Source organism: Stutzerimonas sp. CXK-1, assembly GCF_057738225.1.
The window spans coordinates 2304016-2324817 of record NZ_CM173217.1 but is presented as its reverse complement, the minus strand read 5'-3'; the positions used below and the strand labels follow the sequence as shown (position 1 = coordinate 2324817).

Annotated in this window: 21 protein-coding genes and 3 tRNA genes; 13 read left to right on the top strand and 11 right to left on the bottom strand. The window is 60.7% G+C overall.

Annotated elements, in window-relative coordinates; genetic code table 11:
• Nucleotides 1-163: 163 nt before the first annotated feature.
• Nucleotides 164-1444 (bottom strand): OprD family porin, encoded by a 1281-nt coding sequence (locus AC0KXH_RS10860; protein WP_488223396.1) that lies wholly within the window; start codon nt 1442-1444, stop codon nt 164-166.
• 390 nt (nt 1445-1834) lie between these two features.
• On the opposite strand from AC0KXH_RS10860, the gene AC0KXH_RS10855 reads away from it, so the two are divergent.
• The gene (locus tag AC0KXH_RS10855) at nt 1835-2074 is read left to right on the top strand and encodes a glutaredoxin family protein (RefSeq protein WP_041105031.1); all 240 of its coding nucleotides are present in this window, start codon (nt 1835-1837) and stop codon (nt 2072-2074) included.
• Between the two features lie 87 nt (nt 2075-2161).
• Here AC0KXH_RS10855 and AC0KXH_RS10850 read toward each other — a convergent pair.
• The 3 genes from AC0KXH_RS10850 to mobA all read right to left on the bottom strand — a co-directional run bounded on the left by AC0KXH_RS10850 (nt 2162) and on the right by mobA (nt 3223).
• Nucleotides 2162-2238: transfer RNA gene (locus AC0KXH_RS10850), tRNA-Pro, on the bottom strand.
• Nucleotides 2239-2349: 111 nt separating this feature from the next.
• On the bottom strand, nt 2350-2568 hold the full coding sequence (locus tag AC0KXH_RS10845; protein WP_041105032.1) for a YgdI/YgdR family lipoprotein: 219 nt from the start codon (nt 2566-2568) through the stop codon (nt 2350-2352).
• A 55-nt stretch (nt 2569-2623) separates the two neighbouring features.
• Complete coding sequence (gene mobA, locus AC0KXH_RS10840) at nt 2624-3223, bottom strand: molybdenum cofactor guanylyltransferase MobA (protein ID WP_488223395.1); 600 nt, start codon at nt 3221-3223, stop codon at nt 2624-2626.
• 171 nt (nt 3224-3394) lie between these two features.
• Between mobA and AC0KXH_RS10835 the strand changes: the two genes are divergently transcribed.
• A complete protein-coding gene (locus AC0KXH_RS10835; protein ID WP_488223394.1) occupies nt 3395-4426 on the top strand; it encodes an acyltransferase family protein in 1032 nt (343 codons plus the stop codon).
• A gap of 46 nt (nt 4427-4472) precedes the next feature.
• On the opposite strand, the gene AC0KXH_RS10830 is transcribed toward AC0KXH_RS10835, so the two are convergent.
• Nucleotides 4473-4772 (bottom strand): I78 family peptidase inhibitor, encoded by a 300-nt coding sequence (locus tag AC0KXH_RS10830; protein ID WP_488223393.1) that lies wholly within the window; start codon nt 4770-4772, stop codon nt 4473-4475.
• 117 nt (nt 4773-4889) lie between these two features.
• Between AC0KXH_RS10830 and AC0KXH_RS10825 the strand changes: the two genes are divergently transcribed.
• Both AC0KXH_RS10825 and AC0KXH_RS10820 read left to right on the top strand, forming a co-directional pair.
• The gene (locus AC0KXH_RS10825) at nt 4890-5291 is read left to right on the top strand and encodes a PA2779 family protein (RefSeq protein ID WP_041105036.1); all 402 of its coding nucleotides are present in this window, start codon (nt 4890-4892) and stop codon (nt 5289-5291) included.
• Nucleotides 5291-6217, top strand: a complete 927-nt coding sequence (locus AC0KXH_RS10820; protein ID WP_488224604.1) for a PA2778 family cysteine peptidase — start codon at nt 5291-5293, stop codon at nt 6215-6217. Before AC0KXH_RS10825 ends, AC0KXH_RS10820 begins: the two co-directional genes overlap by 1 nt.
• 8 nt (nt 6218-6225) lie before the next feature.
• On the opposite strand, the gene AC0KXH_RS10815 is transcribed toward AC0KXH_RS10820, so the two are convergent.
• A complete protein-coding gene (locus AC0KXH_RS10815; RefSeq protein ID WP_488223392.1) occupies nt 6226-7509 on the bottom strand; it encodes an NAD(P)/FAD-dependent oxidoreductase in 1284 nt (427 codons plus the stop codon).
• 170 nt (nt 7510-7679) lie between these two features.
• Here AC0KXH_RS10815 and AC0KXH_RS10810 point away from each other — a divergent pair.
• From AC0KXH_RS10810 to AC0KXH_RS10770, 9 genes are all read left to right on the top strand, one after another.
• A tRNA-Val gene (locus tag AC0KXH_RS10810) sits at nt 7680-7756 on the top strand.
• 219 nt (nt 7757-7975) lie between these two features.
• Nucleotides 7976-9898, top strand: coding sequence for a threonine--tRNA ligase (gene thrS, locus AC0KXH_RS10805; protein ID WP_041105040.1), 1923 nt, complete (start codon nt 7976-7978; stop codon nt 9896-9898).
• Entirely contained in the window at nt 9898-10449 is a 552-nt protein-coding gene (gene infC, locus AC0KXH_RS10800; RefSeq protein ID WP_173425365.1) for a translation initiation factor IF-3, read from the top strand. Before thrS ends, infC begins: the two co-directional genes overlap by 1 nt.
• 59 nt (nt 10450-10508) lie before the next feature.
• The gene (gene rpmI / locus AC0KXH_RS10795; RefSeq protein ID WP_003289526.1) at nt 10509-10703 is read left to right on the top strand and encodes a 50S ribosomal protein L35; all 195 of its coding nucleotides are present in this window, start codon (nt 10509-10511) and stop codon (nt 10701-10703) included.
• A gap of 27 nt (nt 10704-10730) precedes the next feature.
• Nucleotides 10731-11087 carry a 50S ribosomal protein L20 gene (gene rplT, locus AC0KXH_RS10790; RefSeq protein WP_041105045.1) on the top strand — a complete coding sequence of 119 codons (357 nt, stop codon included), beginning with the start codon at nt 10731-10733 and terminating at the stop codon, nt 11085-11087.
• 162 nt (nt 11088-11249) lie between these two features.
• Nucleotides 11250-12266 (top strand): phenylalanine--tRNA ligase subunit alpha, encoded by a 1017-nt coding sequence (pheS, locus tag AC0KXH_RS10785; protein ID WP_488223391.1) that lies wholly within the window; start codon nt 11250-11252, stop codon nt 12264-12266.
• 34 nt (nt 12267-12300) lie between these two features.
• The gene (gene pheT, locus AC0KXH_RS10780) at nt 12301-14679 is read left to right on the top strand and encodes a phenylalanine--tRNA ligase subunit beta (protein ID WP_488223390.1); all 2379 of its coding nucleotides are present in this window, start codon (nt 12301-12303) and stop codon (nt 14677-14679) included.
• A 3-nt stretch (nt 14680-14682) separates the two neighbouring features.
• A complete protein-coding gene (ihfA, locus tag AC0KXH_RS10775) occupies nt 14683-14985 on the top strand; it encodes an integration host factor subunit alpha (RefSeq protein ID WP_011913482.1) in 303 nt (100 codons plus the stop codon).
• Entirely contained in the window at nt 14966-15322 is a 357-nt protein-coding gene (locus AC0KXH_RS10770; RefSeq protein WP_041105054.1) for a MerR family transcriptional regulator, read from the top strand. The genes ihfA and AC0KXH_RS10770 overlap by 20 nt, the downstream gene beginning before the upstream one ends.
• 93 nt (nt 15323-15415) lie before the next feature.
• On the opposite strand, the gene AC0KXH_RS10765 is transcribed toward AC0KXH_RS10770, so the two are convergent.
• From AC0KXH_RS10765 to nuoK, 5 genes are all read right to left on the bottom strand, one after another.
• Nucleotides 15416-15492: transfer RNA gene (locus AC0KXH_RS10765), tRNA-Pro, on the bottom strand.
• A 166-nt stretch (nt 15493-15658) separates the two neighbouring features.
• Nucleotides 15659-17077 carry an NADH-quinone oxidoreductase subunit N gene (locus tag AC0KXH_RS10760; protein ID WP_488223389.1) on the bottom strand — a complete coding sequence of 473 codons (1419 nt, stop codon included), beginning with the start codon at nt 17075-17077 and terminating at the stop codon, nt 15659-15661.
• On the bottom strand, nt 17077-18564 hold the full coding sequence (locus AC0KXH_RS10755) for a complex I subunit 4 family protein (RefSeq protein ID WP_488223388.1): 1488 nt from the start codon (nt 18562-18564) through the stop codon (nt 17077-17079). The genes AC0KXH_RS10760 and AC0KXH_RS10755 overlap by 1 nt, the downstream gene beginning before the upstream one ends.
• Nucleotides 18561-20492 carry an NADH-quinone oxidoreductase subunit 5 family protein gene (locus AC0KXH_RS10750; protein ID WP_488223387.1) on the bottom strand — a complete coding sequence of 644 codons (1932 nt, stop codon included), beginning with the start codon at nt 20490-20492 and terminating at the stop codon, nt 18561-18563. Before AC0KXH_RS10750 ends, AC0KXH_RS10755 begins: the two co-directional genes overlap by 4 nt.
• Complete coding sequence (nuoK, locus tag AC0KXH_RS10745; RefSeq protein ID WP_041105060.1) at nt 20492-20797, bottom strand: NADH-quinone oxidoreductase subunit NuoK; 306 nt, start codon at nt 20795-20797, stop codon at nt 20492-20494. Before nuoK ends, AC0KXH_RS10750 begins: the two co-directional genes overlap by 1 nt.
• Between the last annotated feature and the right edge of the window lie 5 nt (nt 20798-20802).

Sequence of the window (20802 nt, the reverse complement as noted above, 5' to 3'; positions counted from 1 at the left end):
GCTTCGAGCATAGTCATGGCGCAAGGTTCCCGCTCCGCTGCCGTGCCGGCTAAAGGCTGGCAAAAGGTCGCAGGGAGATGGTTCAGCTACGTTTGGCAGGTAATTTAAATGCGCAAAACAAGAAAACCCGCCGAAGCGGGTTTTCTTGTTCACGCCGGATGAATTACATCAGCGGGATGGTGTAGCTGACGATCAGGCGGTTTTCGTCCAGGTCGTTGCCGTTTCCGTTGCTGCGGAACGTCGCATTACGCCACTTGACATTGAGGTTTTTCAAAGCGCCAGTTTGGAAAGTATAGGCGACATCCATATCGCGTTCCCATTCTTTGCCGGAAACGATATTCGGAGCTGCACTGGTCCCGATGTTACGATCAAAGTCATCCCCGGTGATATAGCGGGTCATGAAAGTCAGGCCTGGGATACCAACAGCTGCAAAATTGAAATCATAGCGAGCTTGCCAGGATTTCTCGTCTGCTTGGGCGAAGTCGCCGATCTGTACGAAGTTAACCAGATACGGGTCGATATTGCCGCCAACATAGGCAAAGCCGGTATCGCCGCTCATCTTCTGATAGCCGACTCCAAAGCTGTGGCCGCTCAGAGAGTAGGTGACCATCGCGCCGAACGCCTTGTTGTCGACGTTGGTATTGCCGTCATCGGTCGAACGCTGATAGCGCAGATCGGTCTTCAGCGATTGTCCTTCAGCGATCGGCAGCACATGAATCAAGTTCACGGCGTGCTGCTTGTAGTTATCTTCCAGATTGCTGTAGTAGTAACCAGCCGTCAGATCCTTGGTCAGCTTGTACTGGCCACCAAGGAATACGAAGCTGTCAGCTTCGGCTGCGCCGGTAATGCTTTTGCCAGAGGTGTTAACGCTCAGGTCTTCATAATCGCTCGAAGCACGATTGTTGATTTCGTCGAGGTAACCGAAGTCCAGCGTCAAACCATCGATTTCGTTCGAAACCAGTTGGGCGCCGCGGGTCACGGCCGGCAGCAGGCGGCTGTCGCTGGTGGCGATCGCCATGTTTTTCGGCTGAAGCGTGCCTACCTTCAGGACGCTATTGGAAAGTTTGGCTTTTGCAGTCAGGCCAATTTCGGAGAAATCATCTGCAGCGCTATCGCCGTCACCCGGGAGAAGCTGGCTGCCATCACCGGCGCGGCCAGCGCCAGAATCCAGCTTGACACCCAGCAAGCCAAGTGCGTCAACGCCAAAGCCTACGGTACCTTCGGTATAGCCGGATTCAACGCGCAGCAGGAAGCCCTGTGCCCACTCTTCCTGTTTCGACTGATCGGCGCCTTCCTGACGGAAGTCACGGTTGAAATAGAAGTTACGCAGTTCAAGGTTGGCTTTGGTGTCTTCGATAAAGGCAGCCTGGGCCAGGGTTGGGATTACCAGTGTTGCTCCCAGAGTGGCCAGGGCCACGCCCCGGGCGATGGGGGTCTTGAGCATTTCTTATTTCTCCTCGTTGGATGATGCTCTGAATCGCTCTGTACGGCGCCGTGAAATAAAACATTACATAGCGCTTTCAACCTTTAGACTTTAGTCTTCAAGGCGCTGTAGTCAACGCGCTAGACGGTCGCATCATGCTTCGCGCGGCGCTGGCTACTGGGCAGTACGCCTTGTGGGGTCTGCCCGATCGGTTCTCCCGGCAAACTCTGCTGCCTGGGACGCCGCGTATCGTAGCGGTTTGGGGCATGCGAGTCGAACAGGTGTCGGTGGCGCTGACATTACACTGAGTCGAATGTCACGCTTTGCGAGCGACAGGCTTGCGTGTTTGCAAGATAACGCCTTGCTGGCGGGGGCTGTAAAGCGTGTGATTTTCTTCTGCAGGAGGCGCGAATGCTGCCCGAATGCCAATTGTTCGGAACCCTGGGGTGTCACCTGTGCGAGCAGGCAGAAGGATTATTGATGCCGCTCGTGGAGCGAGGCCTGCTCGTCGAGTTGCTGGACATCGCCGATGACGAGCGCTGGGTGGACGAGTATGGCTTGCGGATCCCGGTGCTGCGCAGGGCGGACAGCGGCGAAGAGCTCGATTGGCCGTTCGAACTCGAGCAGGTCGTGCTGTTTCTGCAGCGATGACGAAGCAGGCGAGGCGAATTCTAGGCAATAAAAAACCGGCGCAAGGCCGGTTTTTTATTGCCTCTCAACAGTGCTGAGAGCGGGATATGGTCGGAGCGACTGGATTCGAACCAGCGACCTTCTCGTCCCGAACGAGACGCGCTACCAAGCTGCGCTACGCTCCGAAAGATGGCGCGCATTCTACAGAAAAAGTTTTGCTCGACAAGAGGTTAAGCGAAATTTTTTGCTTGGGGGCCAAGCCAGGCCGATTGGCTGGCTTGGCGTGTAGGGAGCGCTTACAGCTCACGTACTGTGCGGACACGGTCCTTGTTCACTTTGCCTGGCTTGCCATCGAGTTGCTCGTATTCATAGAAGCCAGACTCGTCGTCGTACTCGGGGGTATCCATGGTCTGGATTTCCCGGCCATCGTTCAGCGTTATGACGCTCGGGTTCGCGCAACCGGTCAACAATGCAAAGCCGGCGGCAATCACGCAGGTCGGAAGAATTGGGCGCATACGGATTTCCTTCTTGGATTGACTTCTTTGCATCCTGTGATGGCGCCAAGCCGGGTCAAGTTCCGTCTGGGAGCGCTTGTCGAAGTAGAGTGGGGTCGTTGAGGTTGGCCAGACGTGGATCCGTGTCGTCCAGGTCCAGGAGCGCGCAGGACTGAGCCAGGAGTACTTGGCGGGGGCTGCGCAAACCCTGTTGCCAGGATCGCTCAAATGTCGCCGCCAGGCGTTTTGGAATGACGCAGAACAGCGGCTCCAGTTGGCCGCGCTGGCGCAGCATGAGTGGCTGGTCGGGTCTTTCGAGCGCCTTGTGGAGCATGGCCCAGAGCAGGCTGCTATCTATCAGTGGGGTATCGCATGGCAGTACGAGCAAGCGAGCGTGGCGCGCAGCCGCCAATCCGGCGCGAATGCCTGCCAATGGGCCCGGAAATGTGTCGTCGTCATCGCATACCAGCCGGTCTGCGTGTCGGGCATAGGCGTCGTGATTGCGATTGCAGGAGATCAGCAAGTCGTCGGTTACCGGGCGCGCAGCGTCACATAGCCATTGAATCAGGGGTTTGCCGCGCCAACTGATCAGGCCCTTGTCCCGGCCGCCCATACGCTGGCCGCGACCGCCGGCGAGAATCAGTACGGACGTTGCGCTGCGAGCATCTGTTTCCATCGTAGGTCCTTGATGGTTGGGAGGGCATGCCTGAGGCGCAGTTGGGAGCTGAGCCGATGGTCGGCAGGTGCAAGGTTAAACAAAGCCGGCATTGGGTTGTCTATCTCCACCACCTGCCTCGCTGGCGGGGGCCGTCTTCGTTTCGCCCACGAAAACAAGGAGAACAGAACGATGAAGGAGAGAAACGTCTGGGTCGACTACGCCAAAGCGATCGGGATCATTCTGGTGGTATACGGGCATGTAGCACGCGGCGTCTTCAATGCCGGGCTGCCGATGGATGAAGCCCGGTACGCGCTGGTCGACAGCATTATCTACAGCTTCCACATGCCGCTGTTCTTCTTTCTGTCGGGGCTGTTCTTTTACGATTCGCTGGTCAAGCGCGGGAAGGGTGGCCTGATCATCAACAAGGTCGACACGATCGTCTACCCGTTTATCGTCTGGTCTCTTTTGCAGGGCTTCATCGAGGTCGTGCTGTCCAGATACACCAACGGCCAGGTAACCGTGACAGAGGTGCTGTCGCTGTTATGGATGCCTCGGGCGCAGTTCTGGTTCCTGTATGCCCTGTTCCTGGTGTTCGTGGTTTGCGCTTTCACCTACAGCCGGGCGGACCGTCGCTACTTTCTGCCACTCGTAGTGCTGTTCGGTTTGCTTTTTGTTTTTCAAAAGGACATTGCCACCGAGGGGCCGCTTCGTTTCATTCTGGGTAACACGGTGTTCTTTGCCCTCGGGGTCTGGTTCAACGAAGTGAAGGCTTTCTTCATGGCTCGTTGCGCCCAGTTGAGCGCTTTCTTCGGTGTCTTGTTCGTCGTCGGCCAATACCTGTTCCATGTGACCTATGGCCTGAATTACACCGTGGGCGGGCTGCCAGTGCTTGCGTTGGCGACCGTGTCGATCTTTTTCATGACGGCCCTATCGATGTGGCTCGGGCAGTTCCGTGTCGACTGGCTGTTGTTCATCGGGGCGTCGTCCATGACGATCTATCTGATGCACATCCTGGCCGGTAGCGGGGCGAGGGTGATTCTCGGCAAGTTCATGGGCATCGACTCGATTCCTCTGCATCTGGTCGTCGGCACGTTGGTTGGCTTGCTGGCGCCGCTGGCTGCGCAGTGGGTCATTACGCGCTTCAATCTGAGCTTCCTGTTGACGCCTCCAAGGCCTGTTTCGGCAACCAATCTGCATATGCGCAAGGCGGTGGCTCAGTAGTCGGTAGCTGGCGGGCCGGTGCTCCGTCGAGGCCGGCCCGTTATTTCTATCCGCAGTGAATGCGCTCGATGGTCAGTTCTTCATCGGTATGCAGGTTCAGCCGCTGTGAGTCGTATTCCAATGTCACCACGTCATTAGGACGCAGTACGCGTGCGCGCTGAGCGTCCGCAAGCTCTCGGGCCTTTTCGAGCAGGGCCGGGGTCGCTGTCTTGCCGATCATTGAATGAACGGCTTCGGCATTGCATCCCTGGATGCTCGGAGAGTGGGTGGCTGGAGGCGGCGAACTGCAAGCGCCGAGAGACGACACTGCAAGAATCGCCCAGAGGTGCTTTGCTGAAACATGCATAGACCTTCATTCCTTATGCTTTGCTTGAGATTGTGGAAAGGAACCGAAACGACGCCGGGCCGTCTCAGTTCGGTGAGTTGTGCGGTGTGGATAAAACAACCAAAAAGGGGTTTCGCTATGTTCACTTCGTCTTTTCTACGGCGTATCGCTGCAGTGGTGTTGATGATGCACGCGCTGCTTGTTGTTCAGGTTCCTCAGGCTCAGGCGGCCATGATCGGTACGCCGGAAATCCTGTCGGAACATCAGCAGCAGGTCGATCGCCAGCAATTGCTCGGCATGCTCGACGACCAGGACGTGCAGAAAAAGCTCGAGTCAATGGGAGTCGAGCGGCAGCAGGTCGAAAAGCGCATCAACAGTCTGACGCCAGCGGAACTGGCGCAGTTCAATCAGCAGTTGGATAACGCTCCCGCTGGCGCCGGTGTCGTCGGCATCATCGTCCTGTTTCTGGTGATTTTCATCATCACTGACATGCTCTGTGCGACCAACATCTTCAACTTCGTCAATTGCATCAACCGTTGATCCGACTGCTCGTTGCGCTGTGCGTAGCGCTTGCGCTGGGCGGCTGCGCACAGCATCGGGTCGCCATCGAAGGGAAAGGGCTGCCGCCAAGGATCGAGTTGACCGAGGTGCCCTTTTTTCCCCAGCAGGACTATCAGTGTGGGCCTGCTGCCCTGGCGACCATGCTTGCACAGCGCAATATTGCTGTGACTCCGGAGGATCTGGTCGGGCAGGTCTATCTGCCATCCCGAAAAGGCAGCTTGCAGGTCGAACTGGTGGCAGCCTCCCGGGCTGCGGGCTTGCTGGTCTATCCGTTGCAACCTCGACTGGAGACGGTTCTGGCCGAGGTTGCGGCAGGAAACCCCGTGCTGGTATTGCAGAATCTGGCGTTTGATCGATGGCCGCAGTGGCACTTCGCGGTCGTCGTGGGTTACGACCTGGCAGAGCAGCAAATCATCCTGCGCTCGGGTACTACGCGCCGATGGGTTGGGAGCTTTGCGCAGTTTGAGCGGAGCTGGGCCAAGGGGGAGCGCTGGGCGATCCTGACGTTGCCTCCCAGCCGCCTGCCAGCAACGGCGCAAGAGCTGCGCTGGCTTCAGGCGGCCAGCGATTTGGAGCAAACGCAAGGAGTGCAGCAGGCCAGTGTGGCCTACCGCACGGCCGTCGAACGGTGGGGCAGTGCACTGTCCTGGTTCGCGCTGGGCAATAGTCAATACGCGGGCAGGCAATTTGGAGAGGCGGAGCGAGCGTTTCGCCAGGCGATCATCGCCGACGGTCACTTCGCTCCCGCCTGGAACAACCTGGCCCAGCTGTTAGCGGAGCGCGGGTGTACAGCGGGTGCAGCGGTGGCTCGTCGGTGCGCCTCACAGGTGGGGGCGCAGTCCGGTGATGTCGAGGCCTCCTCGCGGCCCGCTCATGCCTGTCGCGCGCCGCCTCGCTGCCCATAGTCGTAACGTTAAAAGCCGAGGCGATCACGCAGCGAGTAGTAGAGTGCACCCAGTGCGCTGATAGGGGCGCCAAACCGCTGCCCGCCGGGGAACGGATAGTGGCGCAGGCTGGCGAAAGCATCGAAGCGCTCGGCTTGGCCTTTGATGGCTTCGGCAACGATCCGGCCGGCAAGATGCGTATAGGTCACCCCGTGCCCGCTGCAGCCCTGTGAGTAGTAGATGTTATCGCCCAGCCGTCCGACCTGCGGCAGGCGCGAGAGAGTGAGGAGGAAATTGCCCGTCCAGGCAAATTCGATCTTCGCCTCGCGTAACTGCGGAAACGTCGCCAGCATCTTCGGTCGGATGACGGATATTACATCTGCCGGGTCTCGAGCTCCGTATACGACGCCTCCTCCATAGATCAGGCGGCGGTCGGCAGATAGCCGGTAATAGTCCAGCAGGTAATTGCAATCCTCGACACAGTAATCGTGCGGCAAGAGGCTGCTAGCGATTTCGGCAGCAAGTGGCTCCGTCGCGATGACTTGGGTGCCGCAGGGCATCGACTTCGCGGCAAGTTCCGGGACCAGATTTCCCAGGTATGCGTTGCCGGCGACCACGACGAACCGTGCGCTTACCTGGCCTTCTGGGGTTCGAACCATTGGGCGTTGCCCTCGCTCGATCTTGATCGCGGGGGATTGCTCGAAGATCCTGCCGCCTAGACGTTCGACCGCCAGGGCCTCGCCCAGTGCGAGGTTGAGCGGATGTATATGGCCGCCTTGTCGATCCAGCATGCCGCCAACGTATCGGTCGCTGGCAACCTCGCTCCGAATGTCCTGGCCATCCAGCATTTCGAGGTGCTGGTAACCGTAGCGCTCCCAGAGGGCTTTCTGGCCCTCCAGGTGTCGCATCTGTTTCGTGCTGAGGGCAGCAAAGATCCCGCCGTCCTTGAGGTCGCAGTCGATGTCGTACTGCCTGATGCGTTCACGGATGATCCGGGCCCCTTCAAATGCCATTGCTCCTATCAGCGCCGCTTCGTGCGCGCCAGCGGTTCGCTCGATCGTGTCGATGTCCCGGCTATAGCTGTTGACGATCTGGCCACCGTTGCGCCCGGACGCACCGAATCCGACGCCTGCAGCCTCCAATACGACCACTCGGTATCCCTGCTCAAGCAAGGAAAAAGCCGTGGAAAGGCCCGTATAACCCGCGCCGATGATACAAACATCGGTTTCTACTGCCTCCTGTAGTCGCGGGCGGGCAGGGGCTTTGTTGGCCGAGGCTGCATAATACGAGGCTGGATAGTCGATGTGCGCCATTTCGCTCAACCTGTTGTGAATATTTGACGCGATACTAGCTGGACACCAAGGGCGCTGTCAGCCACTGGCCGAACCCGCTTGCCGAAAGACGAAAAACAAAAAATTTTCAGTAGGTTAGCGAAAAAACGCTTGACGCTATTCTTCGAATCTATAGAATGCGCACCCAACGAAGGCACATAGCTCAGTTGGTTAGAGCACCACCTTGACATGGTGGGGGTCGTTGGTTCGAGTCCAATTGTGCCTACCAAATCGAAAAAGGGTCGCGAAAGCGACCCTTTTTTTTGGTCTGCTTGCCCTGTGGCCTGCTTTCTGAAAGCATGCCGGGCTCTTTTTTCCAGTGACTTCGGTTCGCCAGGCTCTCAATGCTCCCACCAGTGTGCGGTGGATTGGCCCGGTGGATCGCTTTCCTGGCTCATCCCACCCCATGTGGCCTTTGGTAGGGGTCACCACTAGGAAAGGAGGCGCCATGCCCATCATTACTCTTCCTGACGGCAGTCAGCGTGCATTCGATCATCCGGTAAGTGTTGCCGAGGTGGCGCAGTCCATCGGGGCGGGGCTCGCCAAGGCGACGCTCGCTGGCAAAGTTGATGGCCGTCTCGTAGATGCCTGTGACGTGATCGATCATGACGCCACGTTGCAAATCATCACGCCGAAGGACGAAGAGGGGCTGGAGATCATCCGTCATTCCTGCGCGCACCTCGTCGGGCACGCTGTCAAGCAGCTCTATCCGTCGGCGAAGATGGTCATTGGGCCGGTTATCGACGAGGGCTTCTTTTACGATATCTCCTATGAGCGCCCCTTCACGCCGGAAGACCTGGCGGCTATCGAGCAGCGCATGAAAGAGCTGATCGACAAGGATTACGATGTCATCAAAAAGATGACGCCTCGTGCTCAGGTGATCGAAGTATTCAAGTCCCGTGGTGAAGACTACAAGTTGCGGCTGGTCGAGGATATGCCGGACGAGAAGGCCATGGGGCTGTACTACCACGAAGAATATGTCGACATGTGTCGTGGTCCGCATGTGCCCAACACGCGCTTCCTCAAGGCATTCAAGCTGACCAAGCTGTCCGGTGCCTACTGGCGTGGTGATGCCAAGAACGAGCAGTTGCAGCGCATCTATGGCACCGCCTGGGCTGACAAGAAGCAGCTGGCAGCGTATATCCAGCGCATCGAAGAAGCTGAGAAGCGCGATCATCGTCGCATCGGCAAGCAGTTGGATCTGTTTCATACCCAGGAAGAAGCGCCGGGTATGGTTTTCTGGCATCCCAATGGCTGGACCCTGTATCAGGTGCTCGAGCAGTACATGCGCCAAGTGCAGCGTGAGAACGGTTATGTCGAGGTTCGCACCCCGCAGGTCGTTGATCGCATCCTGTGGGAGAAGTCAGGCCATTGGTCCAATTACGCCGAGAACATGTTCACGACGGAATCGGAAAGCCGCGACTATGCGGTGAAGCCGATGAACTGCCCGTGTCATGTGCAGATCTTCAACCAGGGTCTGAAGTCGTACCGTGAGCTGCCTTTGCGCATGGCGGAGTTCGGCGCTTGCCATCGCAATGAGCCTTCCGGTGCGCTGCACGGCATTATGCGCGTGCGTGCGTTCACTCAAGACGACGCGCACATCTTCTGTACCGAAGAGCAGGTCAAGAAAGAGGCGGCCGATTTCATCAGGCTGACTCTCAAGGTCTACGCAGACTTCGGCTTCAGCGACATCGCCATGAAGCTTTCCACTCGGCCGGCCAAGCGCGTTGGCTCGGAAGAGCTCTGGGATCGCGCTGAGGGTGCGCTGGCCGATGCGCTGAATGAGTCTGGTCTGGCGTGGGATTACCAGCCGGGTGAGGGCGCTTTCTACGGGCCGAAAATCGAATTTACCCTGCGCGACTGTCTGGGGCGGAACTGGCAGTGCGGTACGCTGCAATACGATCCGAACCTGCCTGAGCGACTGGATGCCAGCTACATTGCTGAAGATAACCAGCGCAAGCGCCCAGTGATGCTGCATCGCGCGATCCTGGGGTCCTTCGAGCGTTTCATCGGAATGCTGATCGAGCATTATGCTGGGGCCTTCCCGGCTTGGCTTGCGCCGACCCAGGCGGTGATCATGAACATCACCGACAAGCAGGCTGATTTTGCGCTCGAGGCTGAGAGGGTGCTCGCTCAGAGCGGCTTCCGTGTCAAGGCCGACTTGAGAAACGAGAAGATCGGCTTTAAAATCCGCGAGCATACTTTGCTCAAGACTCCCTATCTCTTGGTTATTGGGGATCGGGAAGTCGAAACACGATCCGTTGCTGTGCGCACCCGCGAAGGCGTCGACATGGGCTCCATGCCTCTCGAGCAGTTCGCCCAGTTGCTGGCACAGGCGGTTTCCCGGCGTGGTCGCCAAGAATCGGAGTAATCACTATTAAGCGTGAAATGAGACAAGATAGAAGAGCTCAACCCAAGGCCCCGATCAACGAGAACATTACCGCACGCGAAGTGCGTTTGATCGGCTCCGATGGGGAGCAAATTGGCATCGTCTCGATTGATGAAGCGTTGCGTGTCGCCGAAGAGGCCAAGCTTGACCTGGTGGAGATTTCCGCGGATGCGACTCCTCCGGTCTGCCGAATCATGGATTACGGCAAGCACCTTTTCGAAAAGAAGAAGCAGGCCGCAGCGGCAAAGAAGAACCAGAAACAGGTTCAGATCAAAGAAGTGAAGTTTCGTCCAGGGACGGAAGAAGGGGATTACCAGGTAAAGCTACGCAACCTGGTACGTTTCCTTGAAGAGGGGGACAAGGCCAAGGTTTCCTTGCGATTCCGCGGCCGTGAGATGGCTCACCAGGAGCTGGGGATGGAGTTGCTCAAGCGGGTCGAAGCAGACCTCGCTGAGCTTGGTACCGTCGAACAGCATCCTAAGCTGGAAGGACGCCAGCTGATGATGGTCATCGCTCCCAAGAAGCGTAAGTAACCTACCGGGCACTGGCAGGCCTGATGGTTGACTGTTGTTATTGAATGCGGAGTACGAACATGCCAAAGATGAAAACCAAAAGTGGTGCTGCAAAGCGCTTCAAGAAGACTGCAAACGGCTTCAAGCACAAGCACGCCTTCAAGAGCCACATCCTGACCAAAATGTCCACCAAGCGTAAGCGTCAGCTGCGCGGTTGCTCGCAAGTGCATCCGTCTGACGTTGCAAAAGTGGAGCGCATGCTGCGCGTTCGTTGATTCGGTCAAGACCTGGAGAAATAACTCATGGCTCGTGTTAAGCGTGGCGTCATCGCTCGTCGCCGTCACAAGAAAATTCTGAAACTCGCCAAAGGCTACTACGGTGCGCGCTCGCGTGTGTTCCGCGTTGCCAAGCAGGCGGTGATCAAGGCTGGCCAGTACGCCTACCGTGACCGCCGTCAGCGCAAGCGTCAGTTCCGTGCTCTGTGGATTGCTCGTATCAATGCTGGTGCGCGTGTTAACGGTCTGTCCTACAGCCGTTTCATCGCCGGTCTGAAAAAAGCAGCCATCGAGATCGACCGTAAGGTTCTGGCCGATCTGGCAGTGAACGAAAAAGCGGCATTCGCTGCGATTGTCGAAAAAGCCAAAGCCTCTCTGGCCTAAGCTCCGACGATCACGAGTCCCCACGGATTCGTCGCGGATGTCACTCGATAGGGGAAGAGCCTGTGCTCTTCCCCTATTTCGTATCTAAGGAGGCTTTTGCAAAAGTGCACGGGAAACCCGGTGGGGCCGGTGCGGTTCTGCAAGAACCTCGGGAGGTTGTACATGGAAAACCTGGAGGCACTGGTCTCGCAAGCGCTCGATGCCGTGCAGCAGTGCGTAGACGTCAATGCTCTGGAGCAAGTCCGGGTGCAATACCTGGGCAAGAAAGGCGAACTGACTCAGCTGATGCAATCGCTTGGCAAACTGTCTGCCGAAGAGAGACCGAAGGCTGGCGCATTGATCAATGCGGCCAAAGGCCAGGTCCAAGATGCCCTTTCTGAGCGAAAGGTTGAGCTTGAGCGGGCCGCCTTAAGTGCGCAACTGGCCGCCGAATGTATCGACGTGACCTTGCCGGGTCGAGGGCAGCAATCAGGAGGCCTGCACCCGGTAACCCGCACGCTGGAGCGGATCGAGCAGTTCTTCACGCGTATCGGATATTGTGTTGCGGAGGGGCCTGAAGTCGAGGACGACTATCATAACTTCGAGGCACTGAACATTCCGGGGCATCATCCGGCCAGGGCGATGCACGATACGTTCTACTTCAATGCAAGCATGTTGCTGCGCACCCATACCTCGCCCGTCCAGGTGCGCACGATGGAGTCGCAGCAGCCGCCGATTCGCATCGTTTGTCCTGGCCGCGTGTATCGCTGCGATTCGGATATCACGCATTCCCCGATGTTCCATCAGGTCGAGGGCTTGCTGGTCGATGAGGGCATCAGCTTCGCCGACCTGAAAGGGACGATCGAGCAGTTTCTTCGGGTATTTTTCGAGAGACCTCTGGGCGTACGCTTTCGGCCATCATTCTTTCCCTTTACTGAGCCGTCGGCCGAAGTGGATATGCAGTGCGTGATGTGCAGCGGGAAGGGCTGTCGCGTATGCAAACAGACCGGTTGGCTCGAAGTGATGGGCTGCGGCATGGTCCATCCGAACGTGCTGCGCATGTCAGGGATCGATCCGGAGAAATATCAAGGCTTTGCTTTTGGCATGGGGGCCGAACGGCTCGCCATGTTGCGCTATGGCGTCAATGACTTGCGTCTGTTCTTCGATAACGACCTGCGGTTTCTTGCGCAATTTCGCTAGTGCCGAGTCACGTCCGTAATTTTGGGAGAACAGAATGAAGTTCAGTGAGCAGTGGTTGCGTACCTGGGTCAACCCTGAAGTTTCTCGTGAAGAGCTGGTGGCTCGGCTATCGATGGTCGGTCTCGAAGTCGATGCCGTTGAGGCTGTAGCCGGCAGCTTCAGTGGGGTTGTGGTCGGTGAGGTCGTTTCTACCGAACCTCATCCTGATGCCGACAAACTGCGTGTTTGTCAGGTCAGCAATGGTCGAGAGACGTTCCAGGTGGTTTGTGGCGCTCCGAACGTGCGGTCCGGACTTAAAGTCCCCTTCGCCCAAGTCGGCGCCGTGTTGCCGGGTGATTTCAAGATCAAGAAGGCGAAGCTGCGCGGTGTCGAGTCGCACGGCATGCTCTGTTCGGAAGCCGAGTTGAAGATCAGCGATGCTCATGGCGGGCTCATGGAGCTGGCCGACAACGCGCCTGCCGGGCAGGATCTGCGTGCTTATCTCGGGCTCGATGATGTAAGCATCGAAATCGGGTTGACGCCCAATCGCGGCGATTGCCTGTCCATTGCCGGCCTTGCTCGTGAGGTCGGCGCCATTTACGGCGCGTCCGTCTGTGAGCCGGCGATCGGGCAAAACCCTGTTGCAACAGACGATCTCCGCCCAGTTGAAGTGTCGGCGCCTCATGCGTGCCCCCGGTATCTGGGACGAGTTTTGCGTGACGTCGACGTCAGCCGCCTGACGCCTTTGTGGATGGTCGAGCGCCTGCGCCGGTCCGGTATTCGCAGCATCGATGCTGTGGTGGACATTACCAACTACGTGATGCTCGAGTTGGGGCAGCCCCTCCACGCCTTTGATTTGAAGCAGATCGAAGGCGGAATCCGCGTACGCATGGCCACCGAAGGTGAGCCCCTGGTATTGCTCGACGGACAGAAGGTGTCGTTGCGGCCCGATACGCTGGTGATCGCGGACCATCGGCGCCCGTTGGCCATCGCTGGCATCATGGGCGGCGAAGACAGCGGTATCGCAGCGGACACGAAGGACCTGTTCCTCGAATGCGCTTTTTTCGATCCGATTGCCCTGGCCGGCAAGGCGCGCTCATACGGGTTGCACACTGATGCCTCGCATCGTTACGAGCGAGGCGTGGATCCGGAGCTCGCCAGGCGGGCGATGGAGCGAGCAACCGAGCTGTTGCTGGACGTCGTAGGCGGAGCTGCTGGCCCCGTCGTAGAGGTGGCTAGCGAGGCCCATTTGCCCAAGCCTGCCCCGATTACACTGCGTGGCGAGCGAATCGATCAGATGCTTGGGCTGGAGATGGATCGAGCTCAGGTCGAGTCGATGTTGGCGTCCTTGGGTTTCGGCGTTTCCGAATGCGCGGAGGACAGTTGGCAGGTCGATGTACCCAGTCATCGATTTGATGTCACGCTGGAGGTCGATCTCATTGAGGAGCTGGGACGACTGTACGGCTACGACAAACTTCCGACTCGTTATCCGCAGGCTCGTCTGGCCCCAGAGTCCAGCCAGGAAGCGCAGGCTGACCTAGCGGCCTTGCGCCAGGTGCTGGTCGATCGTGGCTATCAAGAGGCCATCACCTACAGCTTCATTGATCCCAAGTTGTTCGAGCTGTTCACACCGGGTGTGGCTCCGCTCGAGCTGGCCAATCCGATATCTGCCGATATGTCCGCAATGCGGGCGTCGCTGTGGCCGGGCCTGGTCAAAGCGTTGCAGTACAACCTCAACCGCCAGCAGGCTCGGGTTCGCCTCTTTGAGGCAGGATTACGCTTTGTCGGACAGTTGGGCGAACTGCGTCAGGAAAACATGCTCGCCGGAGTCGTCTGCGGCAGTCGGCATCCTGAGGGATGGGCTAACGAGCAGGTCGAGGTAGATTTCTTCGATGTGAAGGCGGACGTCGAAGCCTTGCTCGGCGCAGCCGGCGCTGGGCGTGATTTCCGCTTCGTGCGTGATGAGCAGGCTGTGCTCCATCCAGGTCAGACTGCCCGGATCGAGCGGAATGGTCGTCTGGTTGGATACCTGGGGGCGCTGCACCCAAAGGTCGCTCGGGCACTCGGTATCGAGCAGCGCGTGTATCTTTTCGAAGTTTCACTCGCCGAGATTCGCGAAGGCAGGTTGCCAAAGTTTCAGGAGCTCTCGCGTTTCCCTGAGGTACGTCGGGATCTCGCGATTGTCGTAGCTAGAGACATTGCGGCCGATGAGATCCTTTCTTGCGTTCGGGATTGTGCGGGCGAGACGCTTCGCGAGCTCAGGTTGTTTGACGTTTACCAAGGTAAAGGTATTGATCCGCTTAGCAAAAGTATGGCAGTCGGCTTGACCTGGCAGCATTCCGCGCGCACTCTAAACGACGACGAGGTGGCCGCTGCAATGGAGCGGATCATCATCACTCTGGAAGAAAGGTTCAACGCCACGTTAAGGAAGTAGCGTATGGGGGCTCTGACGAAAGCTGAAATGGCCGAACGTCTATATGAAGAGCTAGGCCTGAACAAGCGCGAGGCCAAGGAGCTGGTCGAACTCTTTTTCGAAGAGATACGCCAGGCGCTGGAGCATAACGAGCAAGTCAAATTGTCGGGGTTCGGCAATTTCGACTTGCGAGACAAGCGCCAGCGTCCCGGCCGCAATCCGAAGACCGGCGAGGAAATCCCCATCACTGCTCGCCGAGTCGTCACATTCCGCCCCGGCCAGAAACTCAAAGCCAGAGTCGAAGCCTATGCTGGAACCAAGCCATAACGACGAATTACCGCCAATTCCAGGCAAACGTTACTTTACCATCGGTGAAGTGAGCGAGCTTTGTGCGGTCAAGCCACACGTGTTGCGCTACTGGGAACAGGAATTTCCCCAGCTGAGCCCGGTGAAGCGACGAGGTAATCGCCGCTATTACCAACGGCAGGACGTGCTCATGATCAGGCAAATTCGCGCGCTTCTCTACGAGCAGGGCTTCACCATCGGTGGTGCCCGGCAACGCCTATCGAGTGACGAGGCGCGTGACGACCTTACCCAGTACAAGCAGTTGATTCGGCAGATGATTGTCGAGCTGGAGGAGGTCAGGCAGGTGCTGCTTAAGTAGCGCGACCCTACATGTAAGAATCGCCAGTCACTATATGAAGCCTGAAATGAAAACGGGATCAGAGCCTAAGGCTACTGATCCCGTTATCTTGTTTGGTCGGGACGGAGTGATTCGAACACTCGACCCCTTGCACCCCATGCAAGTGCGCTACCAGGCTGCGCTACGCCCCGACAGTGCTTTCCCTAGCTGGAAAGCGCGTGAACTATACACTAACCGACTGAATTGAGAAAAGTTTTTTTGCTGTCCATAACATGTATGGGCACCACTATCCATGCCGGTACGCTGCGTGCCTTCTAGCGCATGAGCCGCGGCTTGGCCGCTGTATGGATGCATTCACTACGGCGTTAGCAACAGCCGACCGGCCAGCAGCGGCGCGATCAGCCACTGTATCAGTATCCCGCCGACGACCAGCAGGGTCCCGCTTAGCCAGACCATTGAGCGTGCCGTATTGCCTTCCAGGTAGTGCACTGGGACGCCGCAAGGCTCGGCGAAGACGATCGTGCCGGCAACCCTCAGGTAGTAGAACAGCGAGATTGCCGTATTGAGCGCAGCAACGAGGGCCAGCCAGCCAAGGCCGCCGTCGAGCACCGTGCGGTAGAGCATGAACTTGCCGAAGAACCCCACCAGTGGCGGGATGCCAACCAGCGACAGCAGCGCGAGGATCAGCACCACCGCAGCGCCCGGTGTACGCCGTGCCAGCCCGGCGTAGTCGGTGAATGCGGTGCGCCCGCGCAGGGCGATCACCACGGCGAAGGCGGCCAGGTTGGCCACTGCGTAGGCCGCCAGGAACACCAGCAGCGTGCTCGCCGCATCGGTGCTGCGACCAAACACGGCGACCGCCATCAGAGCAAAGCCGGACTGGGCGACCGCCGACCAGCCAAGCAGCCGGCGCAGGTCCTGTTGCCAGAGGGCGACGAGGTTGCCGAGGGTCATGGTCACCGCGGCCAGCACGGCAACCAATAGCGCCGCATCGAGTTCGGCTGGCAACAGGGCGAGTAGCCGAGCCAGGGCAACAGCGGCACCGATCTTCGGCACCACCGTGAGAAAGGCCGCGGCCGGACCCGGCGACGCCTGGGCCACATCGGGCATCCAGGCATGGGCGGGAAAGGCCGCGAGCTTGAAGGTCAGGCCGACTACCACGCAACCGACCGCCACCTGTAACGCCAGGCCGTCGTTACCCTGCGTCAGTGCCATGGCGATGGCCGGATAACCGGTGCTGCCGGTAAGGCCGAACAGCCAGACCGCGCCAATGCACAGCAGCGTGTTGGTCAGGGCGCCGACCAGGAAGTACTTCATGCCTGCCTCCAGCGCCGGCGCGAAGCGGCGGTGGAAGGCGGCCAACGGGTAGCTCGCCACCGAGGACAGCAACACCCCCACTACCAATTCCATGATGTCGCTGGCCGAAGCGAGCATGAGCACGCCGAGCACGGCGAACAGCAACAGCGCATAGAACTCGCCATGCCGTCGGTCGCTGGCGAACCAGGCCGGTGATAGCAGCACCACCACGGCACTGGCACCAAGCACGATGAGCTTCGCCGCCACGGCCAGGCCGTCCAGCGCCCACACGCCGGAAAAGGTCAGGCGCGGCGGCTCACCCCACTGGGCCACGGCGAAACCGGCCGAGCAGGCGATCGCCAGGAGCGCCAGCAGTGCCATCCCGCCGAGCCGCGGCTGCGGCAGGAACGCCGACGCCAGCACGATGGCCACCGCGCCGAACAGCAGGCAGAGCTCCGGTAGCAGGTCGGCGATCGGCATCAGCGCAGGCCCAGCAGCCAGCCGGCGCTGGCCTCGACGACACCCACCAGGAACTGCGGCGCCACGCCGATAAGCACGAACGCCGCGGCCAGTACGCCGAGCACCCACCCTTCGCGCCGACCAAGGTTGCTGAAGCCGTCCAAACGCGGCGGCAGCTCGCCGAAGAACAGCTGAGTCAGCGTCTGCAGGAACAGCGCCGCGGTGATCAGAATGCCGAAGATGCCGATCACGGCGAGCCCGGGGTAGACCGCGAAGGTCCCGGCGAACACATGGAATTCCGCCACGAAGCCGGCCAGGCCGGGCAGCCCGAGGCTGGCGAACGCGGCGAGCACGGCAAAGCCGGTCAGCAGCGGTGCGCGCCGGGCCAGGCCGCCGTAATGGGCGAGCTCGTAGTCCTCGGTGCGCTGCCAGAACGAGCCGCAGATGAGGAACAGGCTGCCGGTAATCAGGCCGTGCGCGACCATCTCCACCGTAGCGCCGACCAGCGCCAGCTGCCGCGCCGCTTCATCGCCACTGAGCAGTGCGCCAGCCACGGCGAGGCCGAGCACGGTATAGCCCATGTGGTTGACCGAGGTGTAGGCGATCCGCCGCTTGAGGTTGCGCTGGCCGAGCGCCACCGAGGCGCCATAGAGAATCGACACCACCGCTACCAGCGCGATGACCCAGGCGTAGTGGGCGAAGGTTTCTCGCATCATCGCGAAGGGGATGCGCAGCATGCCGAAGGTGCCCATCTTCAGCAGCACGCCAGCGAGGATCGCCGAGGCCGGCGCCGGCGCGTCCACGTGTGCCTGCGGCAGCCAGGTGTGCACCGGCACCAGCGGCGTCTTGATGCCGAGCCCGATCATCAGCCCGAGGAACACCAGCCCGGCCGGAACCGTCGCGCCGGCGAGCGGTTGTTCGGCGATCAGCACACGCATGTCGAAGGTGTGCGGGGCCACCGACAGGTACAGGCCGATGAACGCCAGCAGCATCAGCAGCGAGCCGCAGAAGGTGTAGAGAAAGAACTTGAGCGCTGACGCCTGGCGCTCACCGTGCCCCCAGCGGCCGATGAGAAAGAACATGCCCACCAGCGACAGATCGAAGAATACGTAGAACAGCAGCAGGTCGAGGGCGAGAAACACCCCGAGCGAGACGCCGAGCAGAAACAGCAGCCAGGCGTAGTAGGCCGGCGCACGCCCGCGCGTATCGACCGGATAGACGATGCTGGCGACCAACACCAGCGCGCTCATGCCCGCCACCGCCAGGGCTATGCCGTCCACGCCGAGCCGCCAGGCCATGCCCAGGCCCGGCACCCAGGGCACTTCCTCTATTTGCTGGAACAGCGCGCCGCCCGGATCGAAACGCAGCCAGGCCATGCCCAGGCAAACCAGCGAAACGAGCGACAGCGCGGTGGCGAAGGTGCGCGAAGCGGCCTCGCTCCAACGCGGCAGCAGTGCAAGGGTCAGCGCACCCAGCAAGGGCAGGCTGACGGCAGCGGTGAGGATCACGGCAGGCCTCCTATCGCGAGAATCAGGACCACCACGGCGAGGCCCGCGGCAATTCCGGTGTAGTAGTGGTGCATCTGCCCGCTTTGCAGGCGGCGCACGTGCCGCCCGAGGGCGCCGGTGGCCTCCGACAGGCCGCTGACCCAGCCGTCGAACAGCGCTTCGCCGCGCCGATCACCGAGCCGCGCCAGCCCCTCGCCGACCCGTGCGGTGAGGCGGACGCCACCGTCCACCGCACGGTCGTCGAAGCGGGCCAGCGCATGAGCGGCCGAGCCGTAGCGCGCCACCAGGCGCAGGCCGCCGTCGACCACCCGGTCATCGAAACGCGCCAGGGCATGACTGGCGGCAAACAGCGCGCTGGCTCCTCGCGTGGCCAAAGTGGGCAGGCCGAACCAGCGGCTGAGCATCGGGTGGCGCGTGTTGGCTTCGTCCTCGTTGCCCCATTGCTGGCGCACGGCTACCGCGCCGCCGAGCACGCCCAGCCCGACCAGCAACCACGACAGCAGCACTTCCCAAGGCTTGCCGGCCGGCAGGACGAAGCCCAGCCGGCTGCCGATCGCCTCGGCGAGGCCCGGCCACCAGAGCAGCGAGAGCAGCAGGGCACCGGCGCTGAGCAGGTACAGGGCCAGGCGTTCGGCGCCGCTGGGGCGACTACCCGGCGTGCGCGGCATGCCGGGGCCCGGGCCGAACCCCAGCCACTGCAGGCGGGTGGCGTAGTACGCGCTGAATGCCCCGGCGAGCATCGTCGCCAGTGCCAGCCAGGCGCCGTGATGGCCCGCTGCGCTGACGATCTGTTCCTTGCTCCAGGCGCCACCGAGCGGCGGCACGCCCGCCAACGCCAGGCTGGCGATGAGCGTTGCGACGGCGATGCCCGGCAGGCGCCGGCCCAGGCGCATGGCGCCGAGCGCATAGCTGCCGACCTGGTGCTCGGCGATGCCGCTGGCCAGGAACAGGCCGGCCTTGAAGAACGCATGCACCACGAAGTGCAGCAGCGCGGCCCCCGGGTAGCCGGCGCCGACCGCCAGCCACATCAAGCCATAGTGCGCGGAGGTCGAGGCGGCGAGCAGTTTCTTGGCGTGCCCCTGCAGGCCGGCCACCACGCCACCGGCCAGCGCCGTCGCCAGCCCCAGCGCCATGGCCAGCGGCGCAAACCAGGCGACTGCGTCCAGGCTCGGATGCAGGCGAATGGTCAGGTACACGCCCGCCGCCACCATGGTGGCAGCGTGCAGCAGGGCCGAGACCGAGGTCGGGCCGGCCATCGCGGCAAACAGCCAGGGCGCGAACGGCAGTTGCGCGGATTTCGCCGCACAGGCGAGCACGATGCCCGCGACGAAGACCTGCAACGGCATGCCCTCCAAGCTGGGCAGGGCGGTGAAGGCGAATGAGCCGCTGCCGGTGAAGGCCGCGGCCGCCGCGATGTACAGCCCCAGGTCGCCGAAGCGGGTGACCAGAAAGGCCCAGCCGGCATCGCGCAGGTTGCCGCGTTCGCGCCAGTCATGGCCGATCAAGGACCAGGACAGCGCGCCGACCAGCTCCCAGGCGATCAGCAAGGTCAGCAGGTCGGCGGCCAGCACCAGTAGCTCCATTGCCCCGACGAACGCCAGCAGCAGCGCCATCAGCCGGGCCAGCGCGGCGGGTGTCGGCGCCTGCGCCTCGTGATGGGCGGCATACAGCACTATGGGCGTCGCCACCAGCGGCACGGTCAGGGCGAACACGGCGCTCGCCGGGGCCAGCGCCAGCGTCAGCTGGATCTGCGAACTCCAGCGGTAGCTGCCCGACCAGTCGCCGAGCAGTGCCGCCACAGCGAGCGCGAAAGTTGTCAGGACCACCGCGGTGGCCAGCCCGGCGAGGCGCATACGGCTGCCGTCACGGCACAGGCCATAGAGCAGCGGCGCCGCCAGCAGCGGCACGAGCGGGACCAGCCAGAGCATCAGTGTTTCAGCCCGTCGAGCGCTTCGGTGGTGTCGGCCTGCTTGGCGCGATAGACCGCCACCACCAGGGCGAAGCCCATGGCCATTTCGATCGCCATTACCGCCATCACCACGATGGTCAGCAACTGGCCCTGCGGCATGCCGGCGCCGGTCAGGGCCCAAAACGCCACCGCCGCCAGCATCACGCCGTTGAGGATCAGCTCCAGGCCCATCATCAGCATGACGAACGATTGCTGGGACAGCGCCCCGTAGACGCCGATGCCGATCAGGCCGGCGGCGAGCAGCAGCAGGGTGGTCAGGGTCATCGTCG